The organism is Antarcticimicrobium sp. (assembly GCF_029212575.1).
Classification (GTDB): domain Bacteria; phylum Pseudomonadota; class Alphaproteobacteria; order Rhodobacterales; family Rhodobacteraceae; genus Antarcticimicrobium.
This window is the reverse complement of record NZ_JARGPK010000055.1, coordinates 26,396-41,685: the sequence shown is the minus strand read 5'-3', so window position 1 is coordinate 41,685 and position 15,290 is coordinate 26,396. Positions and strand designations below refer to the sequence as shown.

The following is a 15,290-nucleotide window of genomic DNA, read 5'->3' as shown; positions in this document are numbered from 1 at the left end:
AGCGCCGCTCAGATCAGAAAGCCGCCGGCGCCCTCGTGGCGCAGCAGCGCCACCTTGGTTTCCACGCCGCCCTGGCCAGAGTACCCGGTCAGCTTTCCATCCGCCCCCATCACCCGGTGACAGGGGATCAGAACCGGGATCGGGTTGTGCCCGCAGGCCCGCCCGACCGCCTGCGCCGACTGGCCCAGATCGCGGGCAATCTCGCCATAGGTGCGGGTCTCGCCAAAGGGAATCTCCAGCATCGCGGCGCAGACCGCGCGCTGGAACGCCGACCCATCGACGCGCAGCGGCAGGTCGAAGGTCTGGCGCGCGCCGGCGAAGTATTCCGTCACCTGCTGCCTGGCCCGCCGCAGCAGCGGAGTGTCATCAACCCCGCCCTCCTGCCAGTCCACCCGGGTGATCGCGCCATCCTCTTCGGTGAGGGTCAGCACCCCGACGGGCGTCTCGACGCTCAGGCGCGGAATTGCGGCATCAGATCTGACGGGCGACGTACCACTGCGTCCCGCAGGGCGTGCGAAACCCGCCGCGCCGGTCGCCGTCACCCTTTTCCATCATCGGCTGGATCTCCTCGGCGCCCAGGGCCAGCGCGCGGGAAAAGGCGGCGTCCGGATCGGGCAGGTAGACATGCACCATCGCAACCGGCCCGCCCTCGGCCCCGCCCATCATCAGCACGGTGTCACCGATGCGGCACTCCGCATGCATGATGCGGTCGCCGTCATGGATCACCCGCAGCTCCTCGGCGCCGAAGACAGCAGCGCAGAACTCCAGCACCGCGCGCGGATCGGGCACCACCAGGTAGGGCGCCAGCGAAGTATAGCCATCGGGTTTGTACGACATGGCCCCAAGGCTACCCGATTCCCCATCAGTCCAACAGTCGCATGATAGCGCGCCCTGCAAACGTCGTGCCGGGCGCGCAGGCGGGTTACCCCAGCGCCGTGTTGCAGCGGTGGCAGACGCCCGGATGCGGGTGCTGGCCGACGTCGGGCAGGATCTTCCAGCAGCGCTGGCATTTCTGCCCCTCGGCCTTTTCGAACACCACGCCGACGCCCTCCACCTCGGGCATGCGGAAGGCCTCGTTCGGGCTGGGATCGCCGGTCAGCACGATGTCGGAGGTGATGCAGACATCCTCGAAATCGACCGAGCGCAGCGCCTTCAGCACGTCCGTGTCGGACACATGCACCACCGGTGCGGCCTCCAGGCTCGCGCCGATCACCTTGTCGCGGCGCTGGACCTCCAGCGCGGCTGTGACCGCCCGGCGCACCTGCCGGATACCGGCCCATTTCGCCGCCAGCGCCGCGTCGCGCCATTCCGCCGGCGTCTCGGGGAAATCGACCAGATGGACCGAGCTCTCATCGCCCGGGAACCGCTCCAGCCAGACCTCTTCCATGGTAAAGACCAGGATCGGCGCCAGCCAGGTGGTCAGCCGGTGGAACAGCGCATCCAGCACGGTCAGCGCGGCGCGGCGGCGCATGGTATCGCCGTCGCAATACAGCGCGTCCTTGCGGATGTCGAAGTAAAAGGCGCTGAGTTCCACGGTGGCAAAGGTAAAGACCGACTGGAACACCGACTGGAAATCGAACGACGCGTAGCCTTCGCGCACCTGCCCGTCCAGCTCCGCCAGCCGGTGCAGCACCCAGCGCTCCAGTTCCGGCATCTCGGCGGTGTCGATCCGGTCGGCTTCGGTGAAATCGCCAAGGCTGCCCAGCATGAACCGCAGTGTGTTGCGCAAGCGGCGATAGCTGTCGGCGACGCCTTTCAGGATCTCCGGCCCGATCCGCTGGTCGGCGGTGTAATCGGTCTGCGCCACCCAGAGCCGCAGGATATCGGCGCCGTATTGCTTGACCACATCCTCGGGCGCGATGGTATTGCCGAGCGATTTGGACATCTTGTTGCCCTTCTCGTCCAGCGTGAATCCGTGCGTCACCACGTTGCGATAGGGGGCGCGGCCCATCGTGGCGCAGCCCTGCAGCATCGAGGAATGGAACCAGCCGCGGTGCTGGTCGGTGCCCTCCATGTAGACATCGGCGATACCGTCCTCGGTGCCGTCGGCCCGGTCGCGCAGCACGAAGGCATGGGTCGAGCCGGAATCGAACCAGACGTCCAGCACGTCGAACACCTGTTCCCATTTCGCCGGATCGTGATCGCCACCCAGGAATCGCTCCTTCGCCCCCTCGGCGTACCAGGCATCGGCGCCTTCGGCCTCGAAGGCCTCGGCGATGCGGGCGTTGACCGCCGGATCGCGCAGCAGGAAATCCGGATCGGTCGGCAGCACCCCCTTGCGGGTAAAGCAGGTCAGCGGCACGCCCCAGGCGCGCTGGCGGCTCAGCACCCAGTCCGGGCGCGTTTCGATCATCGAATAGAGCCGGTTGCGCCCGGTTTTCGGGGTGAAGGTCACCAGCTCGTCGATCGAGGTCAGGGCCCGCTCGCGGATCGTCTTGCCATAGGTGTCATCGCCGCCGCAGGGCACGTCGATGGCGGCGAACCATTGCGGCGTGTTGCGATAGATCACCGGCGCCTTGGAGCGCCAGCTATGCGGGTAGGAGTGCTTGATCTTGCCGCGTGCCAGCAACCCGCCGACCTCGGTCAGCTTGGCGATCACGGCGGCGTTGGCCTCGCCCTCCCAATCGCCCTTCTTGGGCTTTTCACGCAGGATGCGCTTGCCGCCGAAGAACGGCAGATCGGCGCGGAACGAGCCGTCATCGGTCACGTTATAGGTGATGACCTGCTCCAGCATCCCCAGCCCGCGATAAAGCTCGTATTCCTCCATCCCGTGGCTCGGCGCGCAATGGACAAAGCCGGTTCCCTCGTCGTCGGTGACGAAATCGGCGGCGCGGAAATCGCGCAGATCGTCCCATTCGCCCTCGGAGCCCTCGGCCCCGGCCAGCGGGTGCAAGAGCCTGATGCTGGCCAATTCCTGTTTCGGGACATCACGCAAGCGTTTCCACTGGCTTTTCTCGAGCCGGGCGCGGGTAAAGACGTCATCCGCCAACTTGTCGGCCAGAATGTATTTGTCGCCCATGCTGACCCAGCATTCCTCCGGCGTGCCGGTGACCTCGTAAAGGCCATAGGAAATGCCCTCGCCGTAAACCACCGCCTTGTTGCTGGGCATGGTCCACGGAGTCGTGGTCCAGATCACAACGCTCGCATCTTTGATTGCCTCGATCCTGCGGCTAAACTCATACAGGCCAGCTTCGGTATCTAGGTCTACGTCGTCAAATTCCCCTTCCCAGTGAGCGTGATTGACGGCCACTTCCGCCACCTTGAACTTCACCCAGACGGTAAAACTTTCCTTGTCGTGATACTCCACCTCAGCCTCGGCCAGCGCGGTCTGCTCGATCGGTGACCACATAACGGGCTTGGACCCCTGGTAGAGCGTGCCGTTCATCAGGAATTTCATGAATTCCTCGGCGATCACCCTCTCGGCGTGGAAATCCATCGTCAGATAGGGATCGGCCCAGTTGCCGGTGATCCCCATCCGCTTGAACTCCTCGCGCTGCACGTCGACCCATTCGGCGGCGAACTTGCGGCACTCCTGGCGGAAATCGACCACCGGCACCTCGTCCTTGTCCAGCCCCTTGGCGCGGTACTGTTCCTCGATCTTCCATTCGATCGGCAACCCGTGACAATCCCAGCCGGGGATGTAACGGCTCTCGTGGCCCATCATCTGGTGGCTGCGCACGATCATGTCCTTGATCGTCTTGTTCAGCGCGTGACCGATGTGCAGGTGCCCGTTGGCATAGGGCGGGCCGTCGTGCAGGGTAAAGGGCTTGCGGCCCTCGGCCGTCTCGCGCAGCTTATCGTAAACGCCGATCTTCTCCCAGCGCGCCAGCCACTCGGGCTCACGCTTGGGCAGGCCGGCGCGCATCGGGAAATCGGTCTTCGGCAGGTTCAGGGTGTCTTTGTATTCAGGCGTCTCGGTCGGGGTATCGGAGGGGGTGTCGGCGCACATTTGCGGCGTCCTTCGGAATTGGTCGTATGGCAAGGGTCGGTGAGGTCGGTGCGAGGGCTCAACACCTTTGCCCGGCGTCTCCTTGGGTCAGAGCGCCGGGGCCGTAATTCGAATGATGATGACGCGCGGATGGGTCATGGGCCGCCTTATAGGCGGGGCCGCAGGCGGGGTAAAGTGGGCGTGCCTTCCCCCGACCGCCCGATCCCCCTCACATGCTGAACAGCGTGCCCACGACATAAGCCAGACCGGCCGCCACGCCGCCGATCGCCAGCGTCTCCAGCCCCGACCGCCACCAGGGCGCCAGCGACCAGCGGCTTTTCAGCGCGCCGATGGCAAAGAACACGCCGCCGGTCATCCAGGACGACAGGGCAAAGGCGCCCTCCAGCCCCAGCACGAAGGGCATCAGGGGCACCATCCCGGCGACCAGAAAGGCGGCAAAGGTGGCCAGGGCCGCGCGCATCGGGTGCGGATCGACCCCGGCCAGCCCGTATTCGCCCTCCAGCATCAGCTGGATCCAGTTCTCGCGGTCGCCGCAGATCTCCTCGGTCGCCTCCTCCAGAACCCGGCCCGACAACCCCTTGCGCGCCAGGATCTCACGCACCTCCTGCCGCTCGCCATCGGGGTAGCGCGCGATGTGGCGCTCCTCGACCTGGCGCAGGCGCTGGATGTCGTCCAGTTCTGCCTTGGTGCCCGAGAAATTGCCCGCCGCCATGGAAAACCCGTCGGCCAGCACGTTGGCCAGCCCCAGTGCCACGATGACAAAGGGCGACAGCCCCGCGCCTGCCACCCCCGCCACGATGGCAAAGGTGGTGACCGATCCGTCGATGGCGCCGTAGACCACGTCGCGCAGATGGCCGCGCCCCTGCGGCGCGCCGACCCGCGCGGCGATCTCTTCGTGGCTGTGGCCGTGATCCTGCATCGCTACTCCCTCGCTGATCCCGGGGGACAGGCTAACCGACCCCGCCGCCCCGCCCCTTGCGGCAGATCAATCCGCGCCCCTGCCCGGCAACAGCCCGGTCAGCGCCCGCCGGATCATGCCGCGGATCGAGGGCCGGTGACGCTTGGAGAACGGCAGCGGCCGGCACACCTCCATCGCCGCGACGCCGACCCGCGCGCTGAGGGCGCCGTTGACCAGACCCTCGCCGAACCGCCGCGACAGCTTGGTCAAAAGCGACCCGCCCAGAACCGGCTCCAGCAGGTCGTCGCCCACCGCCACCGCGCCGGTGGCGACCAGGTGGGCAAACACTGCCCGCGTCAGCCGCCAGCTTCCCAGCACGCCCGAGCGCCCGCCATAGATCTCGGCGACCCGCCGGATCATCCGCAGATTGGAGGTGAGCGCGGCGGCCACGTCAGCCAACGCCAGCGGCACCAGCGCGGTCACCGCCGCCACCTGCCGCGCCGCCGCCTCGACCTCGCGGCTGGCCGCCTGGTCGAGCGGGGCCAGCAATTCGTCCTCGACCAGCGCCAGCACCGCCTCGGCGTCGAACTGCTCTTCGATCCGCCCCTGCAGCCGCGCGCGACCCCAGCGGGTGTCCTCGCGCCCGGCGTAAAAGGCGATCAGCCGCCCGGCGGCGGCGCGCGCGGCACTCAGATCCTCGCCCGCCAGCGCCGCCTCGGCCTCGCGCCGCAGCCCGTCGATCCGCTTGAGCCGCCCGATCGCCGCCAGTTCACGAAGGCTAAGCAGCGCCAGAACCCCGAGGAAGGCGGCGATCAACCCCGTCATCGCCCAGCCCAGCAGCGGCGCGCGTGCCAGCAGGCCCATGACGAAATCCCAGGCCGCAAGCGAGATCACCGCGCCCAGCAGCGCCCCGGCCAGCCCCCAGGCCCAGCGCGCCAGCCGCGACGGACCCCGCGCCGCCAGCCGCGCGGCCCGCGCCATCGCCCGCCCCTCGACGGGCGGCTCCATCGCATCGGGCACCGGCGCGGCACGGGCCACGTCCGGGGCCGGCTCGCCGCTCTGTTCCAGGTCGATCAGCACCGGGCCCCTGGTCATCGCGCCCCCTCCCTTCGCCATTCCATCGTGATATCCGGCAGCCCGTCGTCGTTCTCTGCCCCGTCGCTGCGGGCGATCTCGACAAACCCGTTGCGCCGGTAGAACCGCCGCGCGCCCGCGTTCTGTTCCAGCACCATCAACCGCAACCGGTCGCGCCCCTGCATGGCCGCGTCAAGCAGGCGCTGCCCCACCCCCGCGTTGCGCGCCTCCGCCGCGACATAAAGCGCGCAGATCTCCAACCCGTCGCAGGCGAGAAACCCGGCGACGCCCTCCGCCGCCTCGGCCACGGTGACCCAGCCGCGTTCGATCATCGCGCCGCAATCGGCGATCGTCTCGGCCCCCGAGTACAGTTTCGGGCCACCGTACACTTCGGCCTGGAAACCGTACAGGATATCCCCCATCGCCCCGGCATCCAGCACCCGGGCCGGGCGCAGATGCAGGCTCACAACCGGTCTCCGAACAGGAATTGCGCGGCCCGGTCCAGCCGGATATGCGGCGGCCCGTCCCCCGGCGTTAGCACCAGCCGCGCGGGCGCGAACCGCATCGCCTCGAACTCCGCATCGAGCCAGGCGTCGGCCCCCTCGCGCGCCGGCCCCAGCAGCCGCGCGGGATCTTCCGGCAACTCGCCGGGATAGAACGCCGCCTGCCGCCCATCCTCCAGCAGCCGCCCCCGCACGCAGGCCAGCTCGTGCCCCTCGTGGCGGCGCGTCTCCTCCGTCGTGGCGCGCAGCGAGGCGATGGCCATCGCCGCGGTCTCGGCCCCGGCGAACTGCGCCCGGTCACGCGCCCCGCGGGTCAGCGCCGCCATGATCGCGGTCAGCCTTGCATGCTGGCCGTGGTGCAGATGATCCGCCTTGGTCGCGGCAAACAGGATGCGGTCAACCCGCCGCCCATGCCAGAGCTGGCTGAGAAGGGCGTTCCGCCCGGGCCGGAAGGACGACAGGATATCGCCCATCGACCGCGCCAGATCATCGACCGCGCGCGGCCCGCGATGGATCGCCCCCAGCGCATCGACCAGCACCACCTGCCGGTCGATCCGGGCGAAGTGATCCCTGAAAAACGGCTGTACGACCCTGGACTTGTAGGCCTCGAACCGCCGCTCCATCTCGCGGTGCAGGGTGCCGCGCCGCGACGCCGTCGTGACCGGGACCGGCGCAAAGGTCAGCACCGGAGAGCCCGCCAGGTCGCCCGGCAACAGGAACCGCCCCGGCGGGATGCAATCGTAGGAGCCCAGATCGCGCGCGCCCGCAAGGTAACTGGTAAAGCGCGCCGCCAGATCCTGCGCCTGCGCCTCGTCATGCGGCGCCTCGGGATCGGCAGAGCGGGCCCGCGCCATGAACCCCTGTGCGTCGGCGCGGTTTTCCAGCCGGCTCAGGGTATCCTTCGCCCACTCGCGATAGCTCTTGTCCAGCAACCCGAGGTCCAACAGCCACTCGCCCGGGTAATCGACGATGTCCAGATGCACCGTGCGCGGCCCCTGCAACCCGGCCAGCAGCCCCGCCGGGCGCACCCGCAGCGACAGCCGCAGTTCCGAGATCATCCGCGTGCTCTCGGGCCAGTGCGGCTCCGGCGCGGTGAGCGCGGCCAGATGCGTCTCGTAGTCGAACCGCGGCACCGTCACGTCCGGCTGCGGCTGCAGAAAGGCTGCCTCGATCCGCCCCTGCTGCTGGGCCACAAGCCCGGGCATCCGCCCCCGGTCCAGCAGGTTGGCCACCAGCGAGGTGATGAACACCGTCTTGCCCGACCGCGCCAGCCCGGTCACGCCCAGCCGGATCACCGGCTCGAACAGGGTCTCGGAAATCCGGTCGCCCAGGGTCTCGACCCTGCGCGTGATCCCGTCTGCCAGTGTTGAAATGACCAAGCCGGTCTCCTGCCGTTGCCTCGGCCCAAGATAGGCATGCCCGGCGCCCGCGCCAAGCGGGACTTGCCCCGGACCCGCGCCCGCGCTACCAGCCCGGCCATGCCGCGTTACGCATTGAAAGTCGAATACCAGGGCGCCCCCTTTGCCGGCTGGCAAAGGCAGAAGGCGCAGCCGTCGGTGCAGGGCGCGATCGAGGCGGCGCTGGCGCGGCTGGAACCGGGGCCGCATACCATCGCCGCGGCGGGGCGCACCGACGCGGGCGTGCACGCGCTGGGACAGGTGGCGCATTGCGATCTGCAAAAGGACTGGGACCCGTTCCGCCTGTCCGAGGCGCTGAATTACCACCTCAAGCCGGCGCCGGTCGCCATCGTCGCCGCCGCAAGGGTGGCGGACGACTGGCATGCGCGGTTTTCGGCGGTGGAGCGGCAGTATCTTTTTCGCCTGCTGACGCGCCGGGCACCGGCGACCCATGACCGGGGCCAGGTCTGGCAGGTCCCGCACCGGCTGAACGTGGAGGCGATGCAGGCAGGCGCCGACATGCTGCTGGGGCGGCACGATTTCACCACCTTTCGCAGCACGATCTGCCAGGCGGCCAGCCCGGTCAAGACGCTGGACGAGCTGCGGGTCGAGGAGGTCGCTGGCTTTTGCGGCCCCGAGATCCGCTTTCACGTGCGCGCGCGGTCCTTCCTGCACAACCAGGTGCGCAGCTTCGTCGGCACGCTGGAACGGGTCGGCGCCGGCGCCTGGACACCGCAAGACGTGCGCGCGGCGCTCACAGCCCGAAACCGCGCCGCCTGCGGCCCGGTCTGCCCGCCACAGGGGCTCTATCTCGCCCGCGTGGGTTACCCGGACGACCCTTTCCCGGCCGTCTGAGCCCTATCCGCTCTTTTTCTGGCCGGAAGTACTCCGGGGTGCGCGAGGGGCTGGCCCCTCGCTCCCACGCGGATCACCCGCACTACAGGCAGGTCACGCCAGCCCCAGCAGGCGCGCGGCATTGCCCTTGGTGATGTCCTCGCGCAGGTGGTCCTTGATGTCGATCTTCTCGAAGTCGCTCAGCCAGCGTTCCGGCGTGATCATCGGCCAGTCGGAGCCGAACAGCACCTTCTTCTTGAGGATCGAGTTGCAGTATTTCACCAGGATCGGCGGGAAATACTTCGGCGACCAGCCGGAAAGGTCGATATAGACGTTGGGCTTGTGCTGCGCCACCGAGAGCGCCTCTTCCTGCCAGGGGAACGAAGGGTGGGCGAGGATGATCTTCAGGTCCGGAAAATCCACCGCCACGTCGTCGATCACCATCGGGTTGGAGTATTTCAGCCGCATCCCGTTGCCGCCCGGCATGCCCGAACCGACCCCGGTCTGCCCGGTATGGAACAGCGCGATGCAGCCCTCCTCCTCCAGCGCCTCGTAGAGCGGATAGGCCATGCGGTCGTTGGGCCAGAACCCCTGCATGGTCGGGTGGAACTTGAACCCCTTGATCTTGTACTCGCGGATCAACCGGCGCGCCTCGCGCACGCCCATCTTGCCCTTCCACGGGTCTATGCTCGCGAACTGGATCAACACGTCGCTGTGCTCAGCCACCTGTTCGGCGACCTCGTCGTTGGAATAGCGCCGATACCCGGTCTCGCGCTCGGCATCGACCGGAAAGATCACCGCGGCGATGCTCTGCTCGCGGTAATGCGCGGCGGTCTGGGCAATCGTCGGCGGGTGGCTCCAGGGCGCGCCGAAGTAGCTGGCCATGGTCGATTGCAGATCGTCATAGCCGTCATCGGCATGACAGCCGCAGGGTTCCTCGGCATGGGTGTGAATGTCGATAGCGCGGATTTTGGTTAGATCAACCATGGGTCTGGTCCTTGTCCTTGATCATGCGGGGGAGGAGCGGCGCTCCGATCGGTTTGGGCGGGGTCAGATCCGCGTCACGCAGGGGTCGTCGTCGGCATAAAGCCGCGCCAGAAGGTCTGCGCGCCGGGTCAGCACCTTGCGAAAGTTCAGGTTGCCCTTGGCGGTCATCTCGCCCTCGCCCATCGAGGGCGGCTCGGAGAGCACCATGGCGCGGGCCACCCGGGTCGAACTGCCGGAGATGTCGCGGGCGCGCTCGGCCAGACGGCGATGGATGTCGGAGAGCAAAAGCGGGTCCGACAGGGCGCCGCCCTGCGCCTGCGTGCCGTAGCCTTCGGCCTCCAGCTCGGCCAGATTGGGAAAGATCATCACCCCGATCTCGTCGCGGTCGGCGCCGGTGATCACCAGGTCCGAGGCCAGCGGCGTCAGGCAGGACAGCATGTCGAGCCGAAGCTGCGCCGCGCGCACCCATGTCCCGGTGGTCAGCTTGAAATCCTCCGAGATGCGTCCGTCGAACCGCATTCCCTTGTTGACGTCGCCGGGATCGACGAAACACATCGCGTCGCCGGTGATGAAATACCCCTCCTCGTCAAAGGCCTCCGCCGTCTTTTTCCGATCGCGGAAATAGCCCGGCATGATGTTGGGCCCCTTGGCGCGCACCTCGCAGCGGCCATCCTGATCGGGCAGCAGCTTGATCGTCACCCCGGTCATCGGCACCCCCACCACGCCCGAGCGCGTCGTCGGTTCCTGCTGGATCATGGTGGCCGGCGCGGTTTCGGTCAGCCCCCAGGAGGAGGTCATCAGCGGCACCTCGCCCCGGACCTGCATCGCCATCCGCTCGAACCCCTCCCAGACGTCCTGCGTCAGCGAGGCCCCGGCGTAAAAGATCATGTCGAGATCGGAAAACAGGGTCTGGCGCAATTTTTCGTCCTTGCGCGCCGCCTCGAGCATCATCGCGTAGCCCACCGGCACGTTGAAGATCGCGGTGCCGGGGATCATCGACAGGTTCTCGACGGTGCGGTCGAACAGCCCCTTCACCGGCTTGCCGTCGTCGATGTAAAGGCTGCCGCCATTGGCCAGCATCATGTTGAAATTATGCGAGCCGCCGAACACGTGGTTCCACGGCAGCCAATCGACGATCACCGGCGGGCGGTCGCGCAGGAAAGGCAGCGAATCCGCCAGCATCGCCTGGTTGGCGCACATCATCCGATGCGTCGTCATCACCCCCTTGGGCGCCGAGGTGGAGCCGGAGGTCATCAGGATCTTGACCACCGAATCCGGCGTGATGGCGGCAAAGGCCGCGTCCACATCGGCGCTGCCGTCGCCCTTCAGCAGGTCGGCAAAGGGCGTCGCGCCCGTTGCGCCGGGGCGGGAGGCGACGATTTCGATCCCGTCGAAGACATCGAGCGCCAGCGCCTCGGCATAGTGATCGCCGTCGACCGTGTAGGCCATCTTGGGTTCGACCAGTTCGATCGCGTGGCGCAGCCGCCCGTGGGCGCCGTGGATCAACGAATACTGCTCGGCCACCGGCACCACCGGGATCCCCGCATATTGCCCGGCCAGCGCCAGGATGCCGTGATCCACCCCGTTGCCCGACAGCACGATGATCGGCGTGTCCGGCCCCAGCCCGCGCGCCAGCAGCGACGCGGCCACCGCGCGCACCTGCTCCAGCGTCGCGGCATAGCTCAGCGCGCGCCAGCCCGCGCCGCTGCGTTCGGCCAGGAACACCCGGTCGGGCGCCTCAGCCGCCCATTGGTGCAGCCAGTCGCCGGTGCGCTCCGCGACCGGGCTCAGATCATAGGCCGAGCGCAGCAGGATCGTTCCGTCGTTCCGATCCTCGCGCAAAACGTCATGCGGCCGGAACCGCGTGGTGCGTTGCATGTCTCATCCTCCCTCAGAACCGCGCCGGATCACGGACATCGCCCGGATCACGGCCTGTTTGCTCTCCTCGTCCATCCCGTTCAGGATGCGTCTTTCGTGATCGCGCACCGCCTCCAGCGCGCGATCGTAGAGCCGCCGCCCGGCAAGCGTGGCATGCAGCGCATAGGCGCGCCGGTCGGTCGGCACCCGGTCGCGGGTGATCAACTCGCGCCCCTCCAGTTCGTCGATGATGACCACCAGGTTGGCCCGCTCGATATCCAGCGCCTCGGCCAGCTGCGACTGTCGCAGGCCGGGATTGTCCACGATCAGCACCAGCGCCGAATAGGTCACCATGCGCAGATCCAGCGGCTTCAGCGCCTGGTTCAGGTCGGCCTGCACCACGTTGAAGGCCCGCTTCATGTGATAGCCGATGAACCCGCAGAGCGTCGCGTCGGAGACCCGCGCGACCCCGGCCTCGGCGACGGCCCGACCCTTTGCCGCCGGGCGGCTCACCGCCCCTGCCCGAAACTGGGCACGCGTTTCTCGAGGAAGGCCGCCAGCCCCTCGACCGCGTCGGGGCTGGTCTGGGTCAGCGCGGCGCAGAGGCTTTCGGTAAAGAGCCCGCCCTGTTTGTCCATATCCTCGATCCGGCTCAGCGCCTGGATCATGACATAGTTGGACAGCGGCGCGTTATCGGCGATCTTGCGCGCCAGTTCCATCGCCTTGGGCAATGCCTCGCCCACGCCCACCGCGTAATGCGCAAGACCCAGCGCGACGCCCTCCTCGGCATTGTACTTGCGCCCGGTCAGCATCATCTCGATCATCCGGTCGGCACCCAGGATGCGACCCACCCGCACGCTCGCGCCGCCGCCGACATAGATCCCGCGCCGCCCCTCGGGCAGCTGGAAGATCGCCGACGGCTCGGCGATCCGCACATGGGTCGCGGTGGCCAGTTCCAGCCCGCCGCCGATCACCGCGCCCTGCATCGCCGAGACCACCGGCAACCCGCCGTACTGGATCCGGTCCATCACCGCGTGCCAGCCCCGCGAATGGCGCATGGTGCCCTCGGCATCGCGCGCCACGTGCTCGCTCAGGTCCAGCCCCGAGCAGTAATGCCCCTCGGTCCCGGTCAGCACCGCCACCTTGGCCGCCTCGGGCGGATTGGAGAAAAAACCGTCGATTTCGGCCAGAAGCTGATCGCACATCGCGTTCCGCTTGCCCGGACGGTTCATGGTGAGCACGGCAATATCGCCCTGAAGATCGACCTTGAGCATCGGCTGGGTCATGGTGGCTCTCCGGTTTCGGCACGCCCGACAGGCGGCAATGTTGAATAACTGTTATAGTTTATAACTAAAATCGTGCAGATTCGCAATCGCTGTTTAATCGGGCAGAAATGACAAACGGCCGGGGGCATCCCCGGCCGCCTTTTCCGCGCCAAATCACATGCCGGGGGCGGAGCGCGCCGCGTCCTACTCCGCCGGTCCGATCGTCAGCGCGATAGGATCAAGCCCGTCGATCCCGCCGGTGATCCGGTCGCCCGCGACCACGGCCCCCACGCCTGCCGGCGTGCCGGTCAGGATCACGTCACCGGGTTCCAGATGGTAGTATTTCGACAGGTCGGCGATGACCTCGGGCACGCTGTGGATCAGATCGCTCAGATGCGCGTCCTGCCGGACCTCGCCGTTGACCTCCAGGTGGATGCGCTGCGGCCCGATCTCGCCCAGCTCCGCCGCGCGGGTCAGCGGGGCAAACACCGCCGAACCCTCGACATCCTTGCCCAGGTCCCAGGGCCGCCGCTTGTCCTTTCCGGCCTGCTGCAGGTCGCGCCGGGTCATGTCCAGCGCGCAGCCATAGGCGTAGACGGCGCCGCCGGCCTCCTCCGGCGTCCCCCGGAACACCGGCTTGCCGATCACCAGGGCCAGTTCCATCTCGTAATGGAAGTTCTCGGTTCCGGGCGGATAAGGCAGGGTTGCGCCGCTGGCCAGCGTGGCCTGTGGCGACTTGGTGAAATAGAATGGCGCCTCGCGGTCCACCTCGACGCCCATCTCGGCGGCATGGGCGGCATAGTTGCGCCCGACGCAGAAGATGCGGCTTACCGGATATTCCGCCGCCTCGCCCCTCACGGGGATGGAGTGAACCTCGGGCGGCTCGAACAGGTAATCGGTCATTTCGCGCGTTCCTCGTAATATCCCAGTCTGTCCTGCAGCGGGCGGTCATGGACCCGCACCAGAAAGGCCTCTTCGCCCGCCTCGTGCCGGATATCGGCAAAGACCGGGGCGGAAAAGGTATCTTTCGGCCCCCATTTGAACCGCGCGCCGTCGATCGTCGTCACGCCGCGCCCCTTGACCACGTGAAAGGCCGAGGAGCACGACCGCAACGGCGGCTCGTCAACCTGGCCCGCGCCCAGCATCATCGCGGTAAAGCCCATGGTGGGCAGCACGTCCTCGCCGGTTTCGGGGTTGATGTAATCCAGCTCGGCAATCCCGTCGCCGCCCTGCGCCGCCATCCCGCGCAGCGCCGCCTCGGTCCGGCCCCAGGGGTAGCGCATCATCGGATAACGCCGCGCCCGCGACCGGCTGCGGCTGGGCGCGAGGCCGGAGGACAGATATTCCACCTGGCTGGCATCCGGGCGGTTGCGCTGCGCCTGCAGCGGCCCCTCCCTGGCGTAGGAGCCTTCGAGATAGACAAAGACCGGCAGGTCCAGCGCATCGAGCCAGACCACCGGCGCATCGCCGTCATGGCCGTGATCGTGCCATTCGCCGCCCGGTGTCAGCACCAGGTCACCTTCCTCCATCGGCAGCTTTTCCCCATCGACGACGGTAAAGGCGCCTTCGCCCTCGACCATGATCCGCACCGCGCTGGGCGTGTGCACATGGGCCGGCGCGGTTTCCCCCGGCAGCAGCAGTTGCAGCCCGAGATAGATCGAGGCGGTCGCCTGCATCGCCCCCGGCCCCCGGCCCGGATCCGACAGCACCAGGACCCGCCGCTCGGCCTTTTCCACCGGCGTCAGCTCGCCCGCGCGCAGCAGCAGCGGCCGCAGCGCGTCATAGTTCCAGTACCCCGGCCTGGTCTGCGGCCTGGGCACCCCGTGCGGCAGCACGTTACGCATCATCGGCCAAAGCGGCGCAACCCCCGCCGCGGTCATCGCATCGCGGTAGTCCTGCGGCAGATCCTCCAGCGTTCCCAATCGCTCCGCCATGGCGGTCTCCTCCCTGTCGCGGCATCCGGGTGTATACTTATCATAAGCATGCACGTCAATTCCAATACCGCCCGAATTGCCTCAGCCCAGCAGCACCGCCATGCGGCGCAGCGCCAGCGCATATCCCTGAACGCCGAAGCCGGCGATCACCCCTTCGGCGCGCTGCGACACGTAGGAATGATGACGAAACCCCTCGCGCTTGTGCACGTTCGAGATATGCACCTCCAACACCGGCCCGTCATAGGCATTGAGCGCATCGAGGATCGCCACCGAGGTATGCGAATAGGCCGCCGGGTTGATGATGATCCCCGCCGCCGCCGCGCGGGCGCGATGGATCATCTCGACGATCTCGCCCTCGTGGTTCGACTGGAACAGCGCGGTCTCCAGCCCCAGTTCCTTGCCCAGTGCGGCGCAGGCTTGCGCCACGTCCTCCAGTGTCTCGGACCCGTAGATCTCGGGCTCGCGTTTGCCCAGCAGGTTGAGGTTGGGTCCGTTCAGGATATGGATCGTCCGGGCCATGTCTGCGTCCTGTGATGAAGCTCGATGCGCAGCCTAGGCAGCCCGGGCCAAAGGCGCAACCGTCCGCCGCACC

At 67.7% G+C, this 15,290-nt stretch carries 15 protein-coding genes; 1 reads left to right on the top strand and 14 read right to left on the bottom strand.

Going from position 1 to position 15,290, the window contains the following annotated elements; all coding sequences use genetic code 11:
• Positions 1-8: 8 nt before the first annotated feature.
• From P1U75_RS11465 to P1U75_RS11435, 7 genes are all read right to left on the bottom strand, one after another.
• Positions 9-464, bottom strand: a complete 456-nt coding sequence (locus P1U75_RS11465) for a methylated-DNA--[protein]-cysteine S-methyltransferase (protein WP_300243704.1) — start codon at positions 462-464, stop codon at positions 9-11.
• Between the two features lie 7 nt (positions 465-471).
• Positions 472-837, bottom strand: coding sequence for a VOC family protein (locus P1U75_RS11460; protein ID WP_300243358.1), 366 nt, complete (start codon positions 835-837; stop codon positions 472-474).
• An 85-nt stretch (positions 838-922) separates the two neighbouring features.
• Positions 923-3,949 (bottom strand): isoleucine--tRNA ligase, encoded by a 3,027-nt coding sequence (gene ileS / locus P1U75_RS11455; protein WP_300243355.1) that lies wholly within the window; start codon positions 3,947-3,949, stop codon positions 923-925.
• 208 nt (positions 3,950-4,157) lie between these two features.
• The gene (locus P1U75_RS11450) at positions 4,158-4,868 is read right to left on the bottom strand and encodes a VIT1/CCC1 transporter family protein (RefSeq protein WP_300243352.1); all 711 of its coding nucleotides are present in this window, start codon (positions 4,866-4,868) and stop codon (positions 4,158-4,160) included.
• 66 nt (positions 4,869-4,934) lie between these two features.
• Positions 4,935-5,942: a YcjF family protein gene (locus P1U75_RS11445; protein ID WP_300243349.1), complete on the bottom strand. Its 1,008-nt coding sequence runs from the start codon at positions 5,940-5,942 to the stop codon at positions 4,935-4,937.
• On the bottom strand, positions 5,939-6,388 hold the full coding sequence (locus P1U75_RS11440; protein WP_300243346.1) for a GNAT family N-acetyltransferase: 450 nt from the start codon (positions 6,386-6,388) through the stop codon (positions 5,939-5,941). Before P1U75_RS11440 ends, P1U75_RS11445 begins: the two co-directional genes overlap by 4 nt.
• Positions 6,385-7,803 carry a YcjX family protein gene (locus tag P1U75_RS11435; RefSeq protein ID WP_300243343.1) on the bottom strand — a complete coding sequence of 473 codons (1,419 nt, stop codon included), beginning with the start codon at positions 7,801-7,803 and terminating at the stop codon, positions 6,385-6,387. Before P1U75_RS11435 ends, P1U75_RS11440 begins: the two co-directional genes overlap by 4 nt.
• Positions 7,804-7,902: 99 nt before the next feature.
• On the opposite strand from P1U75_RS11435, the gene truA reads away from it, so the two are divergent.
• On the top strand, positions 7,903-8,676 hold the full coding sequence (truA, locus tag P1U75_RS11430; protein WP_300243340.1) for a tRNA pseudouridine(38-40) synthase TruA: 774 nt from the start codon (positions 7,903-7,905) through the stop codon (positions 8,674-8,676).
• A gap of 93 nt (positions 8,677-8,769) precedes the next feature.
• On the opposite strand, the gene P1U75_RS11425 is transcribed toward truA, so the two are convergent.
• The 7 genes from P1U75_RS11425 to aroQ all read right to left on the bottom strand — a co-directional run bounded on the left by P1U75_RS11425 (position 8,770) and on the right by aroQ (position 15,217).
• Positions 8,770-9,642, bottom strand: a complete 873-nt coding sequence (locus tag P1U75_RS11425; protein ID WP_300243337.1) for an amidohydrolase family protein — start codon at positions 9,640-9,642, stop codon at positions 8,770-8,772.
• Between the two features lie 63 nt (positions 9,643-9,705).
• Positions 9,706-11,520, bottom strand: coding sequence for a feruloyl-CoA synthase (locus P1U75_RS11420; RefSeq protein ID WP_300243334.1), 1,815 nt, complete (start codon positions 11,518-11,520; stop codon positions 9,706-9,708).
• A gap of 3 nt (positions 11,521-11,523) precedes the next feature.
• Positions 11,524-12,012, bottom strand: a complete 489-nt coding sequence (locus P1U75_RS11415; protein WP_300243331.1) for a MarR family transcriptional regulator — start codon at positions 12,010-12,012, stop codon at positions 11,524-11,526.
• A complete protein-coding gene (locus P1U75_RS11410; protein WP_300243329.1) occupies positions 12,009-12,785 on the bottom strand; it encodes a crotonase/enoyl-CoA hydratase family protein in 777 nt (258 codons plus the stop codon). The genes P1U75_RS11415 and P1U75_RS11410 overlap by 4 nt, the downstream gene beginning before the upstream one ends.
• 183 nt (positions 12,786-12,968) lie before the next feature.
• Positions 12,969-13,667 carry a fumarylacetoacetate hydrolase family protein gene (locus P1U75_RS11405; protein WP_300243326.1) on the bottom strand — a complete coding sequence of 233 codons (699 nt, stop codon included), beginning with the start codon at positions 13,665-13,667 and terminating at the stop codon, positions 12,969-12,971.
• Positions 13,664-14,698, bottom strand: coding sequence for a cupin domain-containing protein (locus P1U75_RS11400; protein WP_300243324.1), 1,035 nt, complete (start codon positions 14,696-14,698; stop codon positions 13,664-13,666). The genes P1U75_RS11405 and P1U75_RS11400 overlap by 4 nt, the downstream gene beginning before the upstream one ends.
• Before the next feature lie 81 nt (positions 14,699-14,779).
• Positions 14,780-15,217, bottom strand: a complete 438-nt coding sequence (gene aroQ, locus P1U75_RS11395) for a type II 3-dehydroquinate dehydratase (protein WP_300243322.1) — start codon at positions 15,215-15,217, stop codon at positions 14,780-14,782.
• Between the last annotated feature and the right edge of the window lie 73 nt (positions 15,218-15,290).